Origin of the sequence: Kaistella treverensis (assembly GCF_900114045.1) — a bacterium.
In the GTDB taxonomy this organism is placed as follows: Bacteria; Bacteroidota; Bacteroidia; order Flavobacteriales; family Weeksellaceae; genus Kaistella; species Kaistella treverensis.
Genome location: NZ_FORQ01000002.1, coordinates 530,624 through 555,772 on the forward strand (window position 1 = coordinate 530,624; position 25,149 = coordinate 555,772).

Here is a 25,149-nt window from a genome sequence, read left to right on the forward strand (position 1 = left end):
TTGAGAAATATTTTATGTATTTTTAGGAACAATTTTTAATTCAGAATGCTATTCACCGTTTTCACTCCAACTTATAATCGCGGTTACTTATTAGACCGGCTTTTTCAGAGTCTATCGAGGCAAACTGTTCGTAATTTTGATTGGTTAATTGTTGATGACGGTTCGACTGATAATACGGAAGAATTAGTTACTCATTTTATCGAGAGAGCAGATTTCCCTATTCGGTACATGAAACAGAAAAATCAGGGTAAACATATCGCTATTAATTGCGCAATGAATAATGCCGCAGGAAAATATTTTATAACCATAGACAGTGATGATTTTCTAGCGAATAACTGTTTAGAAATTTGCCAACTTCTTTCTATAGAAACTGAAACTGAAAAGTCTGGTGGCTTCACATTTATTCATGCGCCTGAAGAAATGTTTTCAGAAGGGAACACGGATGACATTAAAAAATGGACGCAGTATAATACATATCAATGGGATTTCGCGGGTGAGATGGTTTATGTTTTTAAACTTGAAGTGATTAAAAAATATCCTTTTCCCGTATTTGAAAACGAAAACTTTTGTCAGGAAAGTGTGCAAATAATTCCTATTATTAGGAATTACAAAATCCTTTTTACTAACCATACTTTAGCATTTGGAAATTATCTGGAAGATGGGTTAAGCCAAAATTTATACGCGAGATTGCTGGAAAATCCACGCTACGCGATGCTGTCTTTTCGAATTAAATTAAGCGTTGCGAAAACGAGAGAGGATGCAAAATTGCTCGCAAGAAACTATTGGGACATTGCTTTAAAAACTAAATCAATTTCCTGGAAGCAAAAGATCCAAGGTTTTCCAGGGCGTTGGTCGATCATTATTTTATGGGAAAAATTGCTGAAAAGATTTAATGGTTGAACCGATTATCTTGTATTATTTGGATCGTTTTTAGTCCTATTTTACGGAACATAAAAATAAAAAAGAGCAACGTTTTAAGATTGTCCCGACTGAAATATCTTAAATTTCTATAGGCTTTTTTTAAAATTAAAATTTTCTCGTCGATTGTAAAGTATTCGCCGTAATTGGCAATAATATAACGGTTAAAGAGGTAAATTCCTTCTTTTTTACGATAATCTAATCCATTGTCATTCCGGGAAGAAAGATGTTCTTTTGAAATTCTAACACGAACCACAGCATCATTAATACTGAAAATATTAGCCATATCCGGAAATTCTAACCAAGCCACATTATCGCTACCAAATGCTACAGGAAAATCTTTGAATCCATGTTTTTCATAGGCAGATCTACAAAAAATATGCTCCGTTAAAGTACTCCTTCCGTTTCCTTGCAGCGTCCTGATGTAAGATGTGCCCGCTTTTTCAATTTCGGGATTTAAAAAAATTTTAGACGTCTTTTCTCCGTCTTCATTAATGAGTTGAGAAGCAAACCTGATCACTTTTATTTTTAAATCTTCTACCGTTTTCAAATGTTTGTAAAATTGTTCCACAACATTTTCACCCAAAACGTCGTCATCACCCAAAATCATGATCCAATCTTCATTTGCAGAAAGAGCGATGCATCGATCCCATTGTTGAGCAAGACTTTGCGCGCCTAAATTTTTATTAAATTTTTGATATTGAAAGTTTAAATCGGTAGAAAATTCGAGTAATAAATCTTCAATTTGGTCGGGACTATTGTCATTACCAACGTATACCGAAAAATTTCGGTTTGACTGGTTTTTTAAAGATTCCAGCGTCCACCGAAAGTATTTTTCTTTGTAAAAAGGAATTATAATCGCGAGCTTGTTTTCCATCAGCTTATCGTGCAAAAAATGGGAGGTAAAATGGTGTTTTTTTTAATTTTAAACTTCTTCTTTTACCACTGCTTCTAACGGTAAATGGAAAAAACCGCCGGGTTCGCTGCCTGCGATATCACCAAACGTATGATCCACCACATTTACGCTGAAGCGCACATAATCGCGGTCATGGTGGATGTAGCGGTTTTTCGGAATATCGATGCGGAAACCTAAAATAAAATCGGTGTTAGAAAGTGTAAATTCCGGGATTTCAATTTCCAGAAAATAATCTCCGGCCACGCGTCTTGTAAGCGGAAATGCGCTGTTTAAAATAACGATCTCTTCAGCAGATTTTAACGTTAAAACCAGGCGGTAATTGCTGTTGTCCAGAGGCTTATTATTTCGCAGATCAATCCGGCAAATTAGTGGTTTTTGGTTTGAAAATCCGAGCGGGCTGTTCTGGATAATTTCAACTTTTTTAATTTCAATAGTAGAATTGGCATCGATGAGCGAACCTTCCCATTTGCTCGTGGTGCTTTCATAATTCAAACGCGTGTAAGAGGTAATAATATCATCGGTACTGCCGACTCCGAGCAAATTTCCATTTGAAAGGAGCAATGCCTTTTTTGTTAATTCTTTCACAGCAGCCATATTATGGCTTACAAACAAAACCGTTCTACCTTCCCCTTTGCTGATATTTCCCATTTTTCCGAGACATTTTTTCTGAAATTCGGCATCGCCAACGGCTAAAACTTCATCTACGATTAAAATTTCGGATTCCAAATGCGCCGCAACTGCAAAGGCTAAACGCACGTACATTCCTGAAGAATATCTTTTTACAGGCGTATCAATATACCTTTCAACACCTGAAAAATCAACAATTTCATCGAATTTTCTTTTAATTTCGCGGCGTGTCATGCCGAGAATTGCGCCATTTAAATATATGTTTTCGCGGCCGGTCATTTCCGGGTGAAAGCCGGTACCGACTTCCAGCAGCGAAGCAATTCGTCCGTTGGTGTAGATTTTTCCGGTGGTGGGTTTGGTGACTTTACTCAGCAGTTTCAGCAATGTAGATTTTCCAGCGCCATTTTTACCAATAATTCCGACTGCGTCACCTTGTTCAATTTCGAAATTAATGTCGCGCAGAGACCAAACATACTCGCTATCGGCTTTCGCCGCTCGATCATTAGCTTCACCAATTTTCAGGTATGGGTTTTCTTTTCCACGGATTTCATGCCAAAATCGGTTTAGATCATGGGAAAGTGTGCCAGTGCCGACTTGACCGAGGCGGTATTGTTTTGATATATTTTCGGCTTTTAATGCAAGCATGAGATTAAATTTTTGCGGGGCTTTTTCGGGTTTTTTTAATTTTTAAACGGTGTCCATAAAACCTTTTTCCACTTTATTGAAAATGAGGGTTCCCACAGCCAAAAGGAAAAAAATGATTACGGTACTGATGAGCAACATGGGACCGGAAAATTCACCAACGCCCATCCAGCCGTATTTAAAACATTCAAAAATTCCGGATAAAGGATTGTAATACGCGATGGCTTTAAATCTTTCAGGCAAGGCGGAAAGCGGATAAATTACGGGTGTAACATACATAAATAAGCTAACGCCAAAACCTAAAAGCATCTGCACATCCCGGTACTTTGTGGTTAGCGAGGAAAATATCATTCCCATTCCAAGGGCAAAAGCCGCCATTAGTAATATTAAAAAAGGGGTTGCCAGAATCCAAATATTTGGCTGCACGGCGCCCTGAAAATAATAGTATAAAAAAACGGCGATAAAAAGCAGCATTTGTACACCGAAACGCATCAGATTTGAAATCACAATAGTGAGCGGCATCACAAGGCGTGGAAAATAAACTTTACCGAAAATTCCGGCGTTGCTGGTGAAAACATTGGAAGCGCTCGTTAGACAGGTGGAAAAATAATTCCATAAAGTAACGCCCGCGAGGTAAAACAAAATTTTCGGCGCGCCGTCCGTAGATAAATTCGCAATGTTTCCGAAAACGACGAGGTAAACAACAGTGGTGAAAATTGGATTGATGAAAAACCAAATCGGTCCTAAAATGGTCTGCTTGAAACTGGAAATAAAATCCCGTTTCACAAACATATACACCAAGTCTTTGTAGCGCCAAACTTCCTTTAATTTAAGGTCAAAAAGCGAATGGCTGGATTCGATGGTTTCCGTCCAGGTTTGCTGAGGTTCTGTCATTTGCGTAAATAATAATTAAAAATAAGACAATTTACCGGAATTTTCCAAGTTCCGTTCGTGCTAATAAAAGCGAGGTAAGAAAAATCGGTACGTAAAGCCGGATTTCATATAAAATTCCGCTGTAAAAACAAACGTATACATAAGGAAGAGATAACGCATGAAAAACCAAAATCGCACGAACCGCTTTTTTATCTTTCGCAAGAAAAAGGCTCAACGATAGAAACATAATCCATAAAATAATGCCTAAAAAGTTTTTCGGTTGTGAAAGATTTTGTGAAAGCAAATTTCCGTCTGTAGTCGTGAAATCTTGATGTAAAACTCGAATGCCGACATACGCGATTAAAAACATTAAAACCAGAAAAGAAACGGGCAAAAAAGCCTCTTTTTTAAATTTGTACTGCGTAAATAAAAGTGTTGCTGCCAGGGAAATTGATAGCGCCGAGGATTCTCGAATTAAAGTGGAAATTAGCAGAATAATTCCTAAAATAATCAGCGTTGAAAAATCCAATTTTTTAACATATTTCAACAGGAAATAATAAAAGAGCAACAGCAAAAAATAACTCGCGACATCGTACGGTACAATTACAAACTGCGAAATGCAAATAGTAAAGATGGCGACAACGGTAATTAATATTTTCTCGGAATTGATGGCGACAAAATTCTTGGCTTCCATGATTAAAACCAAAAAAAAGGCGCTTAAAGCAAGGAACAAAGTATTGACCATATAAAAAGCCAGAAACATGCGCGGTTCCGCGGATTTATCCAGGAATTTAAGTTTAAATATTTGATAATCAATTTTAAAAGTTCCCAGAAAATCATAAATCCAAAGCAGCAAATATGAGCTTAAAATCCGATACTGATAAATGCCAGACTGAAACTGTTCCTGAAAATTCTGGTGATTGAAAATCGTGGAAGAATAGCTGTTTACAAAACCAAAATAAACAAAAGTGCTTACCGTAAAAGCAAGCAGAACTGCAAAACTCAACCTAAAAAATAAAGGTATTTTCAAGCGTTTTTTTTAAATTAGCTAATCGTGCGGCGCCCGATCGATTTGTAATGGAAACCGGAGTCTTCTACCTGCTCCAGCGCAAACATATTCCGGCCGTCGAAAATTACTTTTTGATTCATTTTCGAAGCCATCAAATCGAAATTGGGGTTTTTAAATTCGCTCCATTCGGTTGCGATTAACAGACAATCGGCATCCTGCAAAGCGGAATACATATCTGGCGCGTACGAAATTTGGTCACCCAAAATCCTGCGCACGTTATCTTCAGCAATTGCATCGTATGCGGTAATTTTCGCCCCTTTTTCGAGCAAAATTTTAATATTATCCAATGAAGAAGCTTCGCGAATATCGTCGGTGTTTGCTTTAAAAGCAAGGCCCCAAAGTGCAATTTTTTTACCGGCTAAACTGCCGAAAAATTTCTCAATTTCTGAAACTAAATTTACTTTCTGATTTTTATTTACTTCTTCAGTAGCTTCCAAAATCTGAAAATCAAAACCTTCCTGCTTCCCGGATTTAATTAAAGCTTTTACATCTTTCGGAAAACAGCTGCCGCCGTAACCAATACCGGGGAAAAGAAAACGATGACCAATGCGGTCATCAGAACCCATTCCGAGACGAACTTTATCAACGTCGGCGCCCACTTTTTCGCAGTAATTCGCAATTTCGTTCATAAAGGTGATTTTCACCGCCAGAAAGGAATTTGCCGCATACTTGGTTAATTCCGAGGATTTTTCATCCATGAAAATAATCGGGATTCCCGTGTTGGTGAACGGCTGATAGATTTTAGCCATAATTTCCTGAGCACGCTCAGATTCTGTTCCAACGATCACACGTGCAGGATTCATGGAATCTTCCACGGCGAAACCTTCACGCAAAAATTCAGGGTTGGAAACTACATCAAATTCGATATTGGTGTGCGCTGAAATGGTTTCGCGAACTTTATCAGCGGTACCCACTGGGACGGTGGATTTATTGACAATGATTTTGTATTCCGTTAGCATTTCACCAATTTGCGTTGCGACAGAAAGTACGTAGGATAAATCTGCGGAACCATCTTCGCCGGGCGGCGTGGGTAGTGCTAAATAAATGACGTCACTTTCGTTAAGTGCTTCGCGGAGATCGGTGGTGAAAAACAAGCGCTGCGCCTGGATGTTCCGGAGAAACATTTCTTCCAAACCCGGCTCGTAAATCGGGACAATTCCCTTTTTCATCTGCTCGACTTTTTTAGAATCGATATCCACGCAATAAACCGTATTACCCAATTCTGCCAAAGTAGTTCCGGTAACCAAACCTACATAACCTGTCCCAACGATCGTTATATTCACAATTTATTTTCTAATTAATGGCTACAAATATAAGAATTTAATGGCCGGATTTTGAGCTGAATATAAATCAATAAAGCTCAACTTTTTTGTAATTATACTAAAATATTGTATATTTGCCACGGATTTACGTAAATAAAAATGAAAAGGCCTTCGGAAGAATGCCTTTTTTCGTAAAAGTATTTTGAGAATTTATGGACTTTAGAGCACAAATAGAGCAGCTTTTAAATGATTTTCTGGCACAAAGACCGGATCTTTTTTTAATTGACATCACCTTTTCCGCCTCGGACCACATTCGTGTTATTTTAGATGGCGATCAGGGAGTTACGCTTCAGGATTGTCTGGATGCGAGCCGCGCTATTGAATTCAATATGGACCGCGAAGAGCATGATTTTTCACTTGAAGTGATGAGTGCCGGATTAAGTGCGCCGCTAAGTTCCGTAAGACAATATCGAAAAAATATAGGCAGAAACCTCGAAATTTTTCTGAATGACGGAACTGAAATTGAAGGTGAACTTGCAAAAGTGGAAGAAGACCACATCACCATGATTTTGAAATACCGCAAGCCGAAAGAAATCGGTAAAGGAAAAGTGGACGTGGTGGAAAAGAAAAATATCCCGTATTCTGACATAAAAAAAGCACTGGTCGCAATCCAGTTTTAAATATTTAAAGCTGAAGGTTTTTTAACCTTGCTTTAGCACAAATTATTATACAAAAGTTGAGAAACTTTTACCTTGAACTTTATACAAAACATAGATAAATGGACGGTTTAGCATTGATTGAAGCATTTGGCGATTTCAAAGAAGATAAAAACATCAGCAAGATTGATCTGATGGCGATTATCGAAGATTCGTTGAAAACATTATTAAGAAAAAGATTTGATTCTGATGATCATTTTGATGTCATCGTGAATCCTGATAAAGGTGACTTTCAGATATTTTTGAACAAAACCATCGTTGAAGACGAAATGTCTGAAGACGACGATTTGGAAATTGAGCTGGCGGAAGCTAAAAAAATTGATCCAACTTTCGAGGTTGGTGAAGATTTCACCGTTGAAATTCCCATCGAAAAACTGGGAAGAAGAAGTATTTTAACGCTGAAACAGATTTTGGCGACAAAACTTCAGGAGCACAATAATGCGGTTTTGTATGATCAGTTCCGTGATAAAATCGGGGAAATCGTAATGGGTGAAGTTCATCATATCCGTCACAAACACGTAATTTTGCTTGATGACGATGATAATGAATTCATCATGCCGAAAGAAAACCAAATACCGTCGGATTTCTTTAAAAAAGGTGAAAGCATTCGTGCAATTGTAGAAAGTGTAGATTTTAAAGGCGCAAAACCACAGATTATCGTATCGCGGACTTTACCGGTATTTTTGGAAAAACTTTTGGAACTTGAGATTCCTGAAATCCAGGACGGAACGATAATTTTGAAAAAAGTGGTCCGTATACCCGGAGAAAAAGCGAAGATCGCTGTGGATGCTTATGATGACAGAATTGATCCTGTTGGTGCATGTGTTGGTGTGAAAGGTTCGCGTATTCACGGTGTGGTGAGAGAATTGAAAAATGAAAACATCGATGTAATCCAGTGGTCCAAAAACCCGGAAATTATGGTGAAAAGAGCGTTAGGAAATATCACCGTAAACAAGATTGAAATTAACGAAGATACCAACTACGCGTTGGTTTATACGCCAGTTGAGGAAATTTCGCGTGTAATCGGTAAACAAGGTCAAAACATCCGACTTGCTTCTTGGTTAAGCGGTTACGATATTGATGTTTACAGAGAAGCAAGCGAAGATGATGATGTTGAATTAAGAGAATTTGTAGGAACTGAAGAAGGTGATATCGAACAATGGATTATCGACGAGTTCCGAAAAGTTGGTTTAAATACAGCGAAAAGTGTACTTGGAAAAGAAACTGAAGCTTTGGTAAATCTTACAGATTTGGAGGAAGAAACCATCGAAGAGGTAAAAAGCATTTTAAAAGAAGAATTAGAAGACTAATTGTTCTTAAAAACCATCATAAAGTTAAAATAGGTTAACTTTACAAAAAATTTAAATAAAGTATAAAGTATACATGCCAAAAATTAGATTAAACAAAGCGGTTAAGGAATTTAATATTTCGATGTCGAGACTTGTAGAATTCCTGCAGTCTAAAGGAATCGAGGTAGAAAGTAACCCGAACGCTCAATTGGAAGAATCGGCATATTCTGCATTAGAAGCTGAGTTTCGAAAAGATTCGGAGCAAAGAAAAGCTTCTCATGAGGTGGTGATCGCTAAAGTTCCGGAAGAAAAACTGGAAATAGAGCCGGCACAGCCTGAGGTAATAAGAGCCAAAGCAAGTCTGCGACCTGAAACCAAAATTTTGGGTAAGATAGATTTGGATCAACGTGCGCCAGAGGTGAAAGAAGAACAGAAACCTGCGCCAGCTCCGGTAGAAGAACCTAAACCCGCTGTAGAACCTGCACCTGTGGCAGAGAAACAGGAGTTTAAAGTACTGGACAAGATTGATTTATCGCAAATTGAAGGCAATAAGCCAAGATCTTCTAAAAAAGATCAACCGAAAACCGAGGAAATTCCTGCGGAAAAACCTGCTGCCGAAAAGACAGTAGAAACTCCTGCGGTACAAACGGAAACTCCGGCGCAAGCCACTGAGGCACCAAAAACAGCAGATTCACCAGATCCGGATCGCATTGAAACCGTTTATAAAAAACTGGACGGTCCAAAAATCCTGAAACAGACTGTAGATTTATCGCAGTTTAATAAGCCAAAACCACAAGGTGGCGCTGCAGGTGCGAAAAAGAAAAGAAAACGTATTGAAAAACCTAATCCAACCGGAACAACTCAGGCAGGACAGGGAACTGGTACGCGTCCGCCGGGACAAGGTGGAAACCGTCCGCCAGGTCAGGCTGGTAATAACCGACCGGGAACTCAGGGTGGAAACCGTCCGGGATTTCAAGGTGGAGGTGGTGCTAATAGAGGTCCAGCACGCCGAGGTCCGGTAATGCCTGTTGAACTGACAGATGAGCAGGTTAAAAATCAGATTAAAGAAACTTTAGAAAAACTTACCAGTAAATCAGGTAAAAATAAAGGAGCTAAATATAGAAAGGAAAAAAGAGTTTACCGCCGTGAGCAGGATGAGCGCCAGGAAGAAATGGACGCTGCAGACAGATCATTAAAGGTGACGGAATTCATTACTGTTGGCGAATTAGCTTCCTTAATGAATGTAAGTCCAATGGAAGTAATTTCCGCGTGTTTCTCGTTGGGCGTTATGGTGACTATGAATCAGCGTTTGGAAGCTGATACTTTACTTCTTGTGGCAGACGAATTCGGCTTTAAAATCGAATTTTCGGATGCTGATGTTGAAGAGTCCGCGTTGGAAGAAGATACCGACACCGCAGAAGACTTGGTTTTCCGTGCACCGATCGTTACCGTAATGGGTCACGTGGATCATGGTAAAACTTCACTCCTGGATTATATCAGAAAAACAAATGTAATTGCCGGTGAATCTGGTGGAATTACACAGCATATTGGTGCTTACAATGTGAAGCTGGAAAACGATCAGCGAATTACTTTCCTGGATACACCAGGTCACGAAGCCTTTACCGCGATGAGAGCCAGAGGTGCACAGATCACCGATATTGCAATTATCGTAATCGCCGCGGATGATGACGTGATGCCACAAACCAAAGAAGCTATTTCCCACGCACAGGCTGCGGGAGTTCCGATGATTATCGCATTAAATAAAGTAGATAAGCCGAATTCAAATCCGGACAATATCCGTCAGCAATTATCATCAATGAATATTTTGGTGGAAGAATGGGGTGGAAATGTTCAGTCTCAGGAAGTTTCGGCGAAATTTGGTAATAATATGGATTTACTGCTTGAAAAAGTTTTACTTCAGGCTGAAATGTTAGATTTAAAAGCAAATCCAAATAAAAATGCAAGTGGTGTTGTAATCGAAGCTTCTTTAGATAAAGGAAGAGGTTACGTTTCAACCATTCTTGTTCAGGCGGGAACGCTGAAAGTTGGTGACTATGTACTAGCCGGAAAAAATCACGGTAAAGTAAAAGCCATGCTTGATGAAAGAGGGAAACCAATGGAAGAAGCAGGTCCATCAATCCCGGTAACAATTTTAGGTTTAGATGGCGCGCCGACGGCTGGTGACCGTTTCCGTGTTTTTGAAGACGAAAGAGAAGCAAAAACTATTGCGACCAAACGTGAACAATTGCAGAGAGAACAGTCTGTCCGAACTAAGAAACACGTTACACTGGACGAATTGGGAAGACGTATTGCTTTGGGTGACTTTAAAGAATTAAACATCATCTTGAAAGGAGATGTGGATGGTTCTGTAGAAGCACTTTCTGATCAGCTTCAAAGTTTGTCTACTGAAGAAATCAGCGTGAAAATCATTCACCAGGGTGTTGGTCAGATTACCGAATCCGATGTATTGCTGGCAGCGGCTTCAGATGCAATTATGATTGGCTTTAATGTAAGAGCTGGTGTTAACGCGAAAGATTTAGCAGATAAAGAGGAAATTGAAATCCGAACTTATTCTGTAATTTATGCCGCTATCGACGATGTTAAAGAAGCGATGGAAGGTATGCTTTCACCGGAAATTAAAGAGCAGGTGATTGGTAACGTAGAAATACGTGAAGTCTTCAAGATTTCGAAGGTTGGTTCTATTGCCGGTTGTATGGTTCTTTCCGGGAAAATTACCAGAAACTCCAAAATCAGATTACTACGTGACGGTATCGTGAAATTTGACGGTGAACTCGAAAGTTTGAAACGTTTCAAAGACGATGTGAAAGAAGTAACCAAAGGTTACGAATGTGGATTGAACATCAAAAACTTCAATGATATTGAAGTTGGTGATATCTTAGAAGTCTACGAAGAAATTTCAGTGAAGAAAAAGCTGAAATAAGCTTTAAGAAATAATAAAAAAAACCTGCTAAAAGCAGGTTTTTTTTGGTTTTAGCTATTAATAATTTGGAATGGAATAAATTTTAAGCATTTTATTTAGTAAAATCTTAACATATGGGATTAGCTCCCTGCTATAATTTATTTTTAAAATAGAAAATTTGGTGCTTTTAACGGCGAATAATTTAGAACCGTTATAAATTACAAATAAATATTTGCCGTGTTCTGTGGTGTTTTTTAGGATTATCACTGCGATATTTTCATTTTTAACACCAAAAGCGCCAAATTATGATAAAATTTGGCAACTATTTTCAACAATTAATATATATATCATTTAAAGTTTGTGTGTGTTAAGAATTTTTAACATATTTGCAGAAATATAATATTAAATTTTGTTAATATGAATGTAAAATTAGGAGTGTTAACGGCTGGGGCTCTTTTCTTTTTGGGAAGCCAATCGATTTTAGCACAACAAAAAGACACCATCAAAACTGCTGATGTCGAAGAGGTTGTAGTTTTAGGTTACGTTAAAAGAAAAGCTACTGAAGTTACAGGTAGCTCGGTTCAATTAACTAATGATAAAATCAATACACCTGCTGCGATCAGCGTTGATCAAGCATTACAGGGTAAAGCACCTGGTGTACAGGTTAATGCCTCTTCAGGTACGCCTGGTTCTGTACAGGATATCCGAATTCGTGGCGTTGGTTCGCTTACAGCGAGTAACGCACCTTTGTATGTAATCGACGGTATACCTGTGGTAAACGGAAATACCAGTGCATCTGTAGATATCTCGTCGCTTTCAACTTTGGCATCCATCAATAGCCAGGATATCGAAAGTGTAACTGTATTAAAAGATGCTTCTGCAACCGCTGCTTATGGAGCACGTGGATCAAATGGGGTAATTGTAATTACTACCAAAAAAGGTAAAAAAGGAAAAACGCGTTTTAACCTTAACACCACAATTGGATTCCAAAATGATGCGTACAGCAAGCGACACGGTTTGACCGGAGCGCAGAAATATGAATTATTGGAAGAGGCTGTCTTTAACCAGTATGGTGCAGCTTATGGTTTTGATAAAAGCGAAGCTATTGATTTCATGGTTGCCAACCGTCAATATATCGGTGGAGCTGAATTATGGAATGGCGATGAGTACGACTGGGAAGGATTGCTTGTAAAAAAGAACGCAATGTCAAACACCGTTGATTTTAATTTATCAGGTGGTGCAGATAAAAGTACAATCTATGCTTCATTAGGTTACAATAACACCGAAGCTACGGTTGTAGGACCTGCATTTGAGCGTTTGTCAGGATCGATGCGTTATACCAATCAACTAACAGATAAAGTAACTTTTGAAACTTCTGTTAACGGATCATGGATCAAGCAAAATCCGATTTTAGAAGGTGGTAGCTTTTTCTCCAATCCTTTTATTACAAAAGTTTTGATGAATCCGTGGGCTAACCCATATAATGCAGATGGTACTTATAATATCTATGACATTCAGGAATTTACCAGTATTCATAACTCACTTTACACATTAGAAAATAACATTTCAAGAAGTAAATTGATCAGAGGTATTTCCAATACGAAAATTGATTATGCAATTTTGAAAAATCTTACCTTCACAACAAGAATGGGTATTGATTTACAATTGAATGATTACCGTAACTACAATAACAGATACCACGGTGATGGTGATGGAACGAAAGGATATTCAGAAAGACAGATGTCTACCAATTACAACTGGGTAACTCAAAACTCTTTGAACTATAATTTCCGTGTTGCAGATTTGCACCGTTTTGACTTAACTGCTTTATTTGAGCACCAAAGAAATCAGGATGAAGGTCTTTACGGATACGGGGAAAATTTCCCGGCAGATGGTTTAACAAATATCGCTTCTGCAGGAGCCAACAAAGATGCTTCGTCTTACTTCACAAATTGGAAAAACACTTCTTATTTGGGAATGTTCAACTATACCTTTGATAATAAATTCATCTTAGATGCAACTATTAGAGAAGAAGGTTCATCTCGTTTTGCGAAAGGAAAGAGATTTGGAACGTTCTGGTCAGTAGGTGCTGCTTACAACTTACATAGAGATTTGTTGGCAAACGTATTTGATGTCTTTAGAATTAGAGCTTCTTATGGTTTGACCGGGAACTCAGGCGTAGGTCTTAATGCTTATCAAGCGTTACTTTCCTATGATGCAGATTATGACGGAAATGGTGCAGCTTATGCTAGTGTTTTCGGAAACGACGACTTAACCTGGGAAAAAAACAAAACTGTTGATGCAGGTATTGAATTCGAAGCATTATCCAGAAGATTAACAGGATCATTTGCTTACTTTGATAAGTATACTTATGATTTGTTACAAAACGTACCTCTTTCTAGAACTTCAGGTTTCGCATCTCAAGCGCAAAACGTAGGTGCGGTTAGAAATAAAGGTTTTGAAGCAATGTTAGGTTATGACGTAATCAGAACTGAAGATTTCAACTGGAACTTGTCAGCAAATATTGCAACACTTGATAATGAAGTAGAAGTTTTAGCGTTAGACGGTAATGGAAACCCAATCAACCCAAGTGCAGGTTCTAGCTACAAAAACACAGAAATTGGGAAACCAATTGGATATTGGTTTATGCCAACCTGGGCTGGCGTAAATGTTCAAACTGGTGCACCTGAATGGTTTATCAACGGAGTTGACGGAGATAGAACTTCGAACTTAAATGCTGCTACAAGAGTTGATCAGGGAACTGCAATTCCTAAGTATACAGGAGGTGTAAATACCGGTCTTACTTATAAAAACGTTTTCTTAAATGCGAGCTTGTATTTTGCAGGTGGTCATAAAGTTTACGAGCAATATGCACAATTTTATATGAGATCTAACAGTTTTACGTTAATATCATATAATGGAGTTGAAGAATTAATGGAAAGATGGCAACAGCCAGGTGACGTTACAGACGTTCCAAAATTGTCCCTAGCTAATGACAACTTCCACGCGACTTCATCAAGACACCTTTACGACGGTACTTTCGCTAGATTGAAAGATATTCAACTTGGATATAATCTTCCAAACAGTGCAATTAGAGCATTAGGTATCGACGGATTGGCTTTATCAGTAAGAGGTTCAAATCTTTGGACTTGGGTGAAAGATAAAAACCTATTATTAGATCCAGAAACGAGCGCGGCAGGTTATACAACATTAACGACTCCACCTGTGAAAGCTGTTATTTTCGGTGTAAACGTTAAATTTTAATAAATATAAATAAATGAGAAAGACAATATATTTGGCACTAGCACTTGCATTTTCTGCACCCATGATCAATTCATGTAGAGATGAAAGTTTAGATCCAACTTTACAGCAGTCGAAGGATTTAGCAACGAGTATAAATACCCTCGAAGATTTAACTGCGGTACTTAACGCAGGTTACAACAGAATGAGTCAAGCCGCATATTACGGAAGAGACTATATCATTTTCGGTGAAGTGAGAACAGACAACGCGTTTTCAAACGCAAACTCAAACAGGTTTGTTACCCCAGCTGCAATGAAAATGACTCCAAATGATGCTTATGCAGCTGATACTTGGGCTCAGATTTATGCAGTGATCGGAAGTGCAAACATCGCTATTAACAAAGATGCCGCAACGATTACTGAAGGAACTCCCGCGGAAATCAATCAAATTAAAGGTGAAGCCCTTATCATGAGAGCTTTAGCACATTTTGACCTGGTTAAACTTTACGGCCAGCAACACGTAAACGGTGGTGGAATGACTGCTCTAGGGGTTCCGTATGTAACTACATTTAGAGATCCTGCTAACTTGCTTCCAAAAAGAAATACTGTGCAGGAAGTTTACACGTTTGCTTTGAAAGATCTTAACGATGCTTTGGCAATCATGTCGCCGACGTTAAACAGAAATTCACACTATTTTTCAACTCATGCTGCGGATGCAATTAAAGCAAGAATGGCTCTTTATTTCAAAGACTATAAATTAGCTGAAGAATCTGCATTAAAAGTGATTGAAAGTGGAAAATATAAAGTTGCAACTGCAAGTGCTTTTCCAGCAACTTTCAACACTGATAATACCTCAAATCAGATTTTCTCAATTGCTGCAAGTGAGACGGACAATATGGGAATCAACGGTTTAGCTAATATCTACCAAAAATCTTCTTATGGTGATGTAGCCGCGTTGAAAGACATCTTTGACCAGTTTGCTGAAGGTGATGTTAGAAAAACAATGATCACTAACGATGGTAAATTCTACCGTAACTCAGGTAAATATCCATCAAGAGATCCTTACAAAGATGACATTCCTGTGATCAGATATGAGGAAGTTGTACTTACTTACGCAGAAGCATTATTCAGAAATGGTAAGACTGCTGAAGCATTGGTATATTTAAACATGATTCCTGCAAACAGAGGTGCTGCATTGTATACTGAAGCAACATTATCAAACATTCTTTTGGAAAGAAGAAAAGAACTGGCATTCGAAGGATTTAGATTCGACGACCTTGCTAGAACGGGACGAGACATTCCTAAAGTTGATATCAGCCAAACCTTTGGTCCAACCAGCGTACCTTATGGAAGCTATAACTATGCATTCCCAATTCCAAATACAGAAAGAGGTGCAAACTCTAATGTAGAACAGAATAATGGTTATCAATAAGTTTTAATTAAATTTTATATAGATCCGTCTCAAATTAATTTTTGAGACGGATTTTTTTTATCCCCACCACCAATTGCTGCGCTCTTTTTTATTACCCTATATTTCTTACATTTGTAAACCAAATAATAATAATGAGATACCTCCTGTTCTGCCTGCTTTTCTTTAGTTATGGAGTTCACGCTCAGACACTCAATAAAACCGATTCCAACAGGGTGACACCTGCCGATACTTTGGTTATTGATTCAGGTTTTAAAGACTCTCTGAAGATTTTTAAACCTACCATTTACGATTACACTTACCAAACACAGTTCTCCGAAAAAAAGATTTTCGACACCGTTTTTACAAAAGATAAAACCTTTATTTTTTCACAATATAATAACCGCGATAATTTCGGCCGTATTCAGTTTGCAAACATCGGTTCAGGATTTCAGCAGTTGGTTTATGAGGTGAATCCCGAGCAGAACCTTTCCTTGCTGCCGACCAACAAATCGTATTTTATTAAGGGAATAAACGACATCAGGTATTACGATGTAAAAACACCGACTACGGCTTTTATCTACCACAACGCAGTTCGCAATGGCGCCCAATTACAATCCACATATACCCAAAACATAGGTAAAAATTTCAATTTTGCGGTAGAATATATCGGTTTGCGCTCGCAGGGTTTATATCGAAATTCTTTAGCAGCAAATAATTCTACAGAGTTTTCCGGACATTATTTTTCTAAAAATAAAAAATACGAGGCTTTTGCCCATTTTATTCATCAAAACGTAAACAATGAAGAAAATGGCGGCATTGCAGATCTTGATTTATTTCTAAACGGAAACTCGGATTTTAATAACCGCGAAAATTTAGAGGTCAATCTTTTAAATTCCACCTCGCGCTTTTCTTACCGGCGTTATTATTTCAGCCACGAATTCCGGCCTTTTGCCTCGGAAAAATTTCCGTTCAAAATCCGACACACCGTTTTCCACCAGGGAAATAAATATTATTTTAGCCAGTCTAGCCCCGAAAATTTCTATTTTACCGACGAATCAGAATTACTGGACTATCCGACAAATTCTAAAAAATATTCAAAAAATTTAAGCAATACGGTCAGTATTTTATTCGATAAAGAAAATTTTAAACTGGACGCTGGTTTACGTTATCAGATGATAAAGCTCGGCATCGGTGATAAATTGCCACAAAATCTAAATATTCCAAGCGAACTTTCAGAAAACCGTCTTGGCGCTGTCGGGAATTTAAAAATCAACCTTTGGGACAAAGTTGCGCTGAATTCCAATCTTGAATTTTCAAGCGGAAATCAATTCGGGCCTTTTCTTCGTTCGCAAAATTTGCTGCGATTTGAGCCTTTTCCAGATTATTTCGTGAATGCTAAAGTGAATTTCCAAACCGCTTCACCGAGTTTTAACCTGCTTATCAATCCGTCGGTTTACCGGAAATTTAATTACTATTTAGAAAATCCGAAAAATGAAACCATTACGGAAATTGGTGGAGACGTCAATTTAAAATGGTTCCAGAGCAAAGTTTTTGGTAATTTTTTCCGCATCGATAATTACACTTTTTTAAATTCTGAAGCCCAGCCGCAACAAAATTCCAGCTCGCTGAATATTTCTCAGCTCGGCGGCGAAGCTACTTTTTCTTACGGTAAATTTCACCTGAATCCGAAAGTTCTTTTCCAAAGCGCCTTAGGAAACAAAGATGTTTTGCCGATGCCCAATGTTGTAGCGCGCGCAAATTTGTTCTGGCAGTCGAAAGCTTTTAAAAATGCTGCAGAAATACAGACCGGAATTAAAGTATATTATTTCTCGAAATTTAATTCACGCGAATTTTTCCCGGTTGTAAACGAGTTTATTTTACCCGACGCAAACACTTATGCCATCGGCGGCCAACCAATCGCCGACGTTTATTTTAATTTAAAGGTGAAACGCATGTTTTTCTTCCTTGAAGCACAGCATGTGAACACCACGATCATGCAGAATAAATCGTTCACCGCGCCATATTATCCGCTCTACGATTTCCGCTTGAATATCGGCATCGTTTGGTATTTATTCAGCTAAAAAACGCTATTTTGAAGAAAGTTGCACACATTCCTTTTTTAGAAATTGACAGCATTCCGGTGCTTATCAAGGATTTTCTCACGCAAAAAATTCCGGACTTTGAAGGCAAATTTTTTAATTTTGAAAATATTGGAAAGCAGATTGCTTTAAAAAGTGAAAATTTTCCGGCAAAAAACAGGCAAATTTTGTCTGATGTCTTTACAGTACAATATTCAGATTTTACCTTAACTGAAAAGCAACAGGAAAATTTAGGCCTTCTAGCAGCGAAAAATACGTTTACCGTTACCACTGGTCACCAACTTAACCTTTTTACTGGGCCTGCATTTTTCATTTATAAAATTTTACAGACCATAAAAACTGCCGAAGTTTTAAAAGCGAAATTTCCGGCTTCGAACTTTATTCCCATTTTCTGGATGGCGTCTGAAGATCATGATTTTGATGAAATCAACCATTTTAAAACCACCAAAAATTACTATGAAATTGGCGGAAAATCTGGCGGCGCAGTGGGTAGAATTAAAATTGAAGACACTTTTTTCATTTCGCAGTTTGAGGAAGAATTTAAAGATTCCGTCTTTGGAACTGAGTTGATTTTATTGCTGAAAAAAGCCTACAAAAAAGGAAATACTTTAAGCGAAGCAACCAGAATTATCGTTCAGGAAATTTTTTCTGAATATGGTTTACTCGCGCTGGACGGCGATAATGCCGATCTAAAATCTTTGATGAAACCGGTTTTCAAAGAAGAACTTGTGAAGCAGGATTTAAATAAAAATTCCGCCCAAATAGTGGCTTTTTTGTCAGAAAAATATGGCAAAGTTCAGGTGAATCCTCGCGACATTAATTTATTTTACCTTTCGGAAACCCGCGACAGAATCGCTTTCGAAAACGGAAAATTTGAAATGGTTGACCAAAACCGCAGTTTTTCGGAAGAAGAAATTTTAAATGAACTTGAAAATCATCCGGAACGTTTCAGCCCGAATGCGTTGATGCGGCCGGTTTATCAGGAAACTGTGCTTCCAAATCTCGCGTACATTGGCGGAAATGCCGAAATTATGTACTGGCTGGAGCTTAAAGATTATTTTGCTGAAATTAGTTTGCCGTTTCCGGTTTTAATTCCGAGAAATTCCATGCTGATGCTGGAGGAAAAAACTTTAGCCAAAATCGAAAAATTTGGCCTTACAACGGCAGATTTTTTCAAAAATTTCGCCGTTGTAACCAAAAATATTTTGCTGAGCGGAAACGAGATTTTACCATTTTTGGAACAGCAGGAAGAAGTTTTAAAAAATCATTTTAATGATTTAAAAAAACGCGCTGCACTTACCGAAAAAACTTTCGGAAACCTGGTTGAAGCGGAAGAAACGCGGCAGTTGAAATCTTTCGGCCGCATGAAAAAACGGCTTTTAAGAGCCGAAAAAATCAAGCAGTCGGAGAAAATGGAAAGACTCGAAAACCTATTTTCAACTATTCATCCGGGAAACACCTGGCAGGAGCGGGTTTACAATTTTTCGGTCTTCTACGCGGATTTCGGGCGCGAATGGCTGAAGCTTAGTTACGATGAGATGGACGTTGAAAAGTCGGAATTAATAATTTTTACTATTTAATTTTAAAGCAGTATTTTTGTACATATTTATCTTGAAGATGATCAAAAAGTTTTTTCTATTAGCCGGCCTCACGGTATTTACGTCGCTTTCTGCGCAAAAAACGCATACCGTAATAAAGGGCGACACTCCTTATAATATTGCGAAGCGATACGGCATGACCGTGGACGATCTGGTGAAACTGAACCCTTTAGCTAAAGACGGTAAAGTTTCCATCGGCGATGTTTTGGTGATTTCAAAATCGTCGGTAAAAGCGGATACAAAAGCGGTTTCTTCATCCGATAAATTAGGTAAAATTGTGCTTAAACCTAAGCAAACGATTTACGGAATTACGAAGCAATACCAAATTTCCGAAGCTGATTTAAGAAAACTAAATCCGGAACTTGATTCTCACATGAAAATTGGTGATGAAGTGACTTTACCGTTGGCTTCCATCCAAAAATTTGGCGATTCTACGCCAGTTCAAGTTGTTGCTGAAACGGAAAAAAAGACCGCTGAAGCACCGAAAAATGATGTTGTCGTAGCTGAAAGTACCCAAACTTCAGTTGCTGAAAATAACGATGGAAATTCGTACACCATTCAGCCGAAAGACAATTATTATAAAATTACGCGCAAATTTAATCTGACCCAAAAGGAACTTTTTGCACTGAATCCTGGTTTGGAACAGAAAGGTTTACAGCCCGGCGACGTGATTTCCATTCAAAATAAAAATTCAGAAAAAACAGCCGTAAAGCAGGAAATTTCTACAGAAACTACAACTACCGATACAACTACAAATACCACAGTTGCCGATGATTACGTGACTTACATAGTGCAACAGGGCGATACGGTTTTCGGACTTTTAAACAGATTTGGTGTTACACTCGACGATTTAATCCGTCTGAATCCGAATTTAAGCCAAGGCTTAAAAGTAGGAATGGTTTTGAAAATCAAAAAATTGGATGACGTTTACGTGAAAAAATCCGGCGACGTGTTGAATGTTGTTTTGATGCTCCCTTTCGGATTTGATACCAACGATTCCAAATACAGAAATCTATCGCTTGATTTCCTTGCGGGAGCAAAACTCGCGATTGAACGCAACGCAAAAAGCGGAAAAAAACTCGACATTAAAGTAATTGATGCCGGAAACGAGAAAAGTTTTAAAAACTCTTTAACGCAAATCAACCAATCGAACACCGATTTAATTATCGGGCCGTTCTTTAAATCCAGCGTTCTGGAAGCTTTAGATTATGTAAAAGCGCAAAAAATTCCGGTTGTAGCGCCGTTTGCAAATTCTGATGATCTTTTGGTTCACAATAATTTAATCATCATTGAGACCAATGAAACCGTGTACGTAGACCGCTTGGTAAAAGAGGTGAAAGATGCGTATTCTGACCAGAAAATTTATATTGTGGCGGACGCTGACCAGTCTTTAGCGAAATACATGCGCGCAAACCTGGAAAAAACGCTGAAAAATCCAAATATCACAGTGGTGAAGTCCTCTGCAGACATTCAGCCAGACAAAAATATGATGACGGGACAAGCTGCTCCGGTAATCGCAATTTTGCTGAATAAAGATGAAGCTGCCGGCGACACTTTTGCCAACCGTTTGATGGAAATTTCGAAAGAAGTGTCCGGCATCAAAGCTTTCAGTATGTACTATTCGCCGCTGTTTGAGAAAAATGTAGATGAACTCAGCCAAAGCAGTCTGGTTTATTTGATGGACCGAAAAATTGATACGGAAGGCGATTTTGAAAAAGAAATTTTAGCTGCTTATAAGGCAAAATACTGTAAAACACCGTCAAAATATGCCGTTATCGGTTTTGATGTGGTGAACGATATGCTGAGCCGCGAAAACAAAAAAGGTGAAATTTTCAAGCAAATGAATAAAGTGCAGACACAACTCGCGACCAAATTTGAGTTTGAAAAAACCAAATCCGGTGCTTACGTTAACAAAGGTTACCGCGTAGTTCGCTTAATTCCATAAAGAAATTAAAAATTTAAATTAGAAGCATTTTCTAATCGATCTGTAAAAAAATATATGAAAGCACTTGTATTTCCTGGGCAAGGTTCACAATATGTCGGTATGGGAACGGAATTATACAATTCCCGTAAAGACATCAAAGATTTGATGGACTCTGCCAATGATATTTTGGGATTTGATATTCTCTCGGCGATGTTCCGCGGAACAGAGGAGGATTTGAAAAAAACCGAAGTTACCCAGCCCGCTATTTTTATTTATTCCGTCGCAGCTTTGAAGGCCGTAAACGGAACTTCACCAAGTATGGTTGCGGGCCATTCTTTAGGAGAATTTTCTGCTTTGGTGGCAAACGGAGTTTTAAGTTTTGAAGATGGTTTAAAACTGGTTTCCACACGGGCAAAAGCCATGCAGGAAGCCTGTGACGCCAACCCAAGTTCGATGGCGGCAATTCTAGGTTTAGCGGACGAAATCGTGGAAAAAATCTGTGAAGAAACACCCGGAATTGTTGTTCCGGCAAACTATAACTGTCCGGGTCAACTCGTAATTTCCGGTGAAACAGCAGCGGTGGAGCTTGCTTGCCAAAATTTAAAAAACGCCGGTGCTAAACGCGCTTTGTTGCTACCGGTAAACGGCGCTTTTCATTCACCATTAATGTTGCCGGCGCAGGAAAAGCTAGCGGAAGCTATTAACAATATTAAATTCTACAAACCAACCATGGATGTTTACCAAAACATTACAACCGTGGCGGTTGAAGATCCGGAAGAAATTAAGAAAAATCTTATCGCGCAGCTTACCGGTCCTGTCAGATGGACGCAATCTGTGCAAAATATGATCAAAAAAGGAGCGACTTCTTTTGTGGAAGTTGGTCCCGGAAAAACGCTTCAGGGTTTGATTAAAAAAATAAACAGCGACGTTACTGTTTCATCTGCAATTTAAACCAAAATGAGTACGATTTTTTCACCTGGAAAATTACTGCTCACCTCCGAATATGTCGTTCTCGACGGCGCTTTAGCTCTTGCTCTTCCCACGAAATGGGGGCAGGAGTTTTTTGTTGAAGAAATTCCCGACGGAAATTCAATGATTTACTGGACGGCGCTGCACCAGGTACAACCGTGGTTAGATGCTGAAATCGATTATAAAAATTTGGCGCTAAAAAGCACAAATTTACCGGAAGCAGCAGAATTTGTCCTGAAAATAATTGCAGAAATTAAACGGCTTTCTGTCACTTTTTTCAATTCTGATTTATCTTTCAAAATCACTACCAACCTGCAGTTTCCACCGGATTTCGGTTTGGGAAGCAGTTCTACTTTGATGAATAATCTGGCGCGATGGAGCGGCGTTGATGCATATGAACTGAATGAAAACTGTTTGGGTGGAAGCGGTTACGACATTGCGGTGGCGCAGGAAAAATCTGCAATAATTTACCGAAATAAGCCGGAAAAATTTGTTCAGAAAATTAATTTCGATCCCGCATTTAAAAATGAACTGATTTTTGTCCACCTCAATAAAAAACAGGACAGCCGCGAAGGCATTTCGCTATACCGCAGCAAAGAAAAATTACCTGCTATAATCGATGATTTTTCCGAAATTACAAACCGTGTTTTAGAGGCAAAAACGCTTGACGAATTTTCAGCCTTAATGATTTTACACGAGGAAAAATTGGGCAAATTTCTCGAACTTCAAACCGTAAAGAAAAGACATTTCCCGGACTGTCCGGTATTTTTGAAAAGTCTGGGCGCCTGGGGCGGCGATTTTGTGCTGAGCCAAGAATTCCCGGGTTATGAGGCATATTTTCGCGAAAAGGGTTTTTCTACCATTTTCAATTTTAAAAATTTAATTGCGCAAAACGCACATAATTAGCTGATTAAACTTAATTTGGAGTTTCTGATGAATATCAGTATTTTTAGAACTTCTTACTTAACATTAATCATTAAATTTGTGTTTTACCCAAAACTGATATAAAAAGTAAAATGAAGAACAACAAAATTACCGAACAACTGCAAAACTTAGGGCTTTCTGGCTACGAAGAAATTTCCTATAATCCTTCTTTTGAAGAATTGTTTACCGAAGAATTATCACCTAAAAATAAAGGTTTTGAAAAAGGCGCTCTCACTGAATCTGGTGCTATTGCCGTAAAAACCGGGATTTTTACCGGCCGTTCGCCGAAAGACCGTTTCATTGTAAAAGATGACATCAGCAAAGATACAATTCACTGGGATGGTAAAGTAAATTTGCCAACCACGCCAGAAGTTTTCCAAAGTTGTAAGGAATTGGTTTTAAGCCAGTTGTCTTCATCAAAAAAAATTTATGTGGTTGATGCTTTTTGTGGCACCAACCCGGACACGCGCTTGAAAGTCCGTTTCATTATGGAAGTTGCGTGGCAGGCACATTTCGTGACCAATATGTTCATCCGTCCTTCTACTTATGAATTGGAAAATTTTGGTGAACCGGATTTCGTAGTGATCAATGGTTCCAAAGCCACCAACCCGAACTGGAAAGAGCAGGGTTTAAATTCTGAAAATTTCGTAATGTTCAACCTTACTGAAAAAATGCAGATTATCGGTGGAACATGGTACGGTGGTGAAATGAAGAAAGGAATGTTCGCGATGATGAATTATTACCTTCCGTTAAATGGTATGGCTTCAATGCACTGTTCTGCAAACGTAGGTGAAGACGGTGATGTTGCTTTATTCTTCGGCTTGTCCGGAACAGGAAAAACTACACTTTCTGCTGATCCGAAAAGATATCTGATCGGTGATGACGAACATGGTTGGGATGATAACGGAGTTTTCAATTTCGAAGGTGGATGTTATGCGAAAGTAATTGATCTTTCAGAAGAAAAAGAACCGGATATTTTTAAAGCAATCCGAAGAGATTCATTGCTGGAAAATGTGGTGGTTAATGAATACGGCGAAGCAGATTACAAAGACAATTCAATTACAGAAAATACGCGCGTTTCCTATCCGATTTATCATATCAGCAAAATTGTTTTGCCCTCAAAAGCCGGACATGCGAAAAAGATCGTTTACTTATCCGCGGACGCCTTCGGTGTTTTGCCACCGGTTTCAGTGTTGAATGACGATCAGGCGCAATACCACTTCCTTTGTGGTTATACTTCAAAATTAGCCGGAACGGAAAGAGGAATTACAGAACCTCAACCTTCATTTTCGCCAGCATTTGGTGAAGCGTTCTTAACGTTACACCCAACAATGTATTCGAAAACATTGATCGGAAAAATGAAAGAGCACGGAGCGAAAGCTTATTTGGTAAATACCGGATGGAACGGTACCGGAAAAAGAATTTCACTGAAGGATACACGTGCAATTATTGACGCGATTATTGATGGTTCCATCGATTCAGCAGAAAAAACCATGATTCCGATTATGAATCTGGAAATTCCTACAGCGTTACCAAATGTTTCTGAAGGAATTCTTGATCCGCGTTCAACCTACGCCAGCGCTGCTGAATGGGAAGAAAAAGCAAAAGATTTAGCTGCGAGATACATCAAAAATTTCGAGCAGTATTGCGATAATGAAGAAGGCAGAAAATTAGTTGCTGCCGGTCCGCAGTTATAACATTCCGATTTAAAATAAAAATTCCCCGCTATTCGGGGATTTTTTTTGGTTTTGT

The 25,149-nt window shown here is 38.6% G+C and carries 17 protein-coding genes; 12 read left to right on the forward strand and 5 right to left on the reverse strand.

Translation table 11 applies throughout. The features are described from left to right. Window positions 1-45 precede the first annotated feature (45 nt). A complete protein-coding gene (locus tag BMZ55_RS07890) occupies window positions 46-900 on the forward strand; it encodes a glycosyltransferase family A protein (RefSeq protein ID WP_089819867.1) in 855 nt (284 codons plus the stop codon). Here BMZ55_RS07890 and BMZ55_RS07895 read toward each other — a convergent pair. Genes BMZ55_RS07895 through BMZ55_RS07915 form a run of 5 tightly spaced genes read right to left on the reverse strand, consistent with a single transcriptional unit; the run spans window position 890 to window position 6,328 of the window. Continuing rightward, window positions 890-1,795: a glycosyltransferase family 2 protein gene (locus BMZ55_RS07895; RefSeq protein WP_089819868.1), complete on the reverse strand. Its 906-nt coding sequence runs from the start codon at window positions 1,793-1,795 to the stop codon at window positions 890-892. The genes BMZ55_RS07890 and BMZ55_RS07895 overlap by 11 nt on opposite strands. Window positions 1,796-1,843: 48 nt before the next feature. Next, window positions 1,844-3,106, reverse strand: coding sequence for an ABC transporter ATP-binding protein (locus BMZ55_RS07900; RefSeq protein WP_089819869.1), 1,263 nt, complete (start codon window positions 3,104-3,106; stop codon window positions 1,844-1,846). A 42-nt stretch (window positions 3,107-3,148) separates the two neighbouring features. Beyond that, window positions 3,149-3,997 (reverse strand): ABC transporter permease, encoded by an 849-nt coding sequence (locus BMZ55_RS07905; RefSeq protein ID WP_089819870.1) that lies wholly within the window; start codon window positions 3,995-3,997, stop codon window positions 3,149-3,151. A 31-nt stretch (window positions 3,998-4,028) separates the two neighbouring features. Next, complete coding sequence (locus tag BMZ55_RS07910; protein ID WP_143068762.1) at window positions 4,029-5,006, reverse strand: hypothetical protein; 978 nt, start codon at window positions 5,004-5,006, stop codon at window positions 4,029-4,031. A gap of 14 nt (window positions 5,007-5,020) precedes the next feature. Further along, the gene (locus tag BMZ55_RS07915) at window positions 5,021-6,328 is read right to left on the reverse strand and encodes a UDP-glucose dehydrogenase family protein (protein WP_089819872.1); all 1,308 of its coding nucleotides are present in this window, start codon (window positions 6,326-6,328) and stop codon (window positions 5,021-5,023) included. 191 nt (window positions 6,329-6,519) lie between these two features. On the opposite strand from BMZ55_RS07915, the gene rimP reads away from it, so the two are divergent. The 11 genes from rimP to pckA all read left to right on the forward strand — a co-directional run bounded on the left by rimP (window position 6,520) and on the right by pckA (window position 25,094). After that, complete coding sequence (rimP, locus tag BMZ55_RS07920) at window positions 6,520-6,987, forward strand: ribosome assembly cofactor RimP (RefSeq protein ID WP_089819873.1); 468 nt, start codon at window positions 6,520-6,522, stop codon at window positions 6,985-6,987. Between the two features lie 98 nt (window positions 6,988-7,085). Continuing rightward, entirely contained in the window at window positions 7,086-8,333 is a 1,248-nt protein-coding gene (gene nusA, locus BMZ55_RS07925) for a transcription termination factor NusA (RefSeq protein WP_089819874.1), read from the forward strand. 73 nt (window positions 8,334-8,406) lie between these two features. Beyond that, window positions 8,407-11,253 carry a translation initiation factor IF-2 gene (gene infB, locus BMZ55_RS07930; protein WP_089819875.1) on the forward strand — a complete coding sequence of 949 codons (2,847 nt, stop codon included), beginning with the start codon at window positions 8,407-8,409 and terminating at the stop codon, window positions 11,251-11,253. 396 nt (window positions 11,254-11,649) lie between these two features. After that, a complete protein-coding gene (locus BMZ55_RS07935; RefSeq protein ID WP_089819876.1) occupies window positions 11,650-14,496 on the forward strand; it encodes a SusC/RagA family TonB-linked outer membrane protein in 2,847 nt (948 codons plus the stop codon). 13 nt (window positions 14,497-14,509) lie between these two features. After that, complete coding sequence (locus tag BMZ55_RS07940; RefSeq protein ID WP_089819877.1) at window positions 14,510-15,904, forward strand: RagB/SusD family nutrient uptake outer membrane protein; 1,395 nt, start codon at window positions 14,510-14,512, stop codon at window positions 15,902-15,904. 131 nt (window positions 15,905-16,035) lie between these two features. Continuing rightward, entirely contained in the window at window positions 16,036-17,964 is a 1,929-nt protein-coding gene (locus tag BMZ55_RS07945) for a putative porin (protein WP_089819878.1), read from the forward strand. A gap of 11 nt (window positions 17,965-17,975) precedes the next feature. Continuing rightward, the gene (bshC, locus tag BMZ55_RS07950; RefSeq protein ID WP_089819931.1) at window positions 17,976-19,562 is read left to right on the forward strand and encodes a bacillithiol biosynthesis cysteine-adding enzyme BshC; all 1,587 of its coding nucleotides are present in this window, start codon (window positions 17,976-17,978) and stop codon (window positions 19,560-19,562) included. A gap of 37 nt (window positions 19,563-19,599) precedes the next feature. After that, window positions 19,600-21,525 (forward strand): amino acid ABC transporter substrate-binding protein, encoded by a 1,926-nt coding sequence (locus BMZ55_RS07955; protein WP_089819879.1) that lies wholly within the window; start codon window positions 19,600-19,602, stop codon window positions 21,523-21,525. Between the two features lie 54 nt (window positions 21,526-21,579). Continuing rightward, window positions 21,580-22,455 carry an ACP S-malonyltransferase gene (gene fabD, locus BMZ55_RS07960; protein WP_089819880.1) on the forward strand — a complete coding sequence of 292 codons (876 nt, stop codon included), beginning with the start codon at window positions 21,580-21,582 and terminating at the stop codon, window positions 22,453-22,455. 6 nt (window positions 22,456-22,461) lie between these two features. Next, a complete protein-coding gene (locus BMZ55_RS07965; protein ID WP_089819881.1) occupies window positions 22,462-23,379 on the forward strand; it encodes a GYDIA family GHMP kinase in 918 nt (305 codons plus the stop codon). Between the two features lie 110 nt (window positions 23,380-23,489). Continuing rightward, a complete protein-coding gene (pckA, locus tag BMZ55_RS07970) occupies window positions 23,490-25,094 on the forward strand; it encodes a phosphoenolpyruvate carboxykinase (ATP) (RefSeq protein WP_089819882.1) in 1,605 nt (534 codons plus the stop codon). Window positions 25,095-25,149 lie beyond the last annotated feature (55 nt).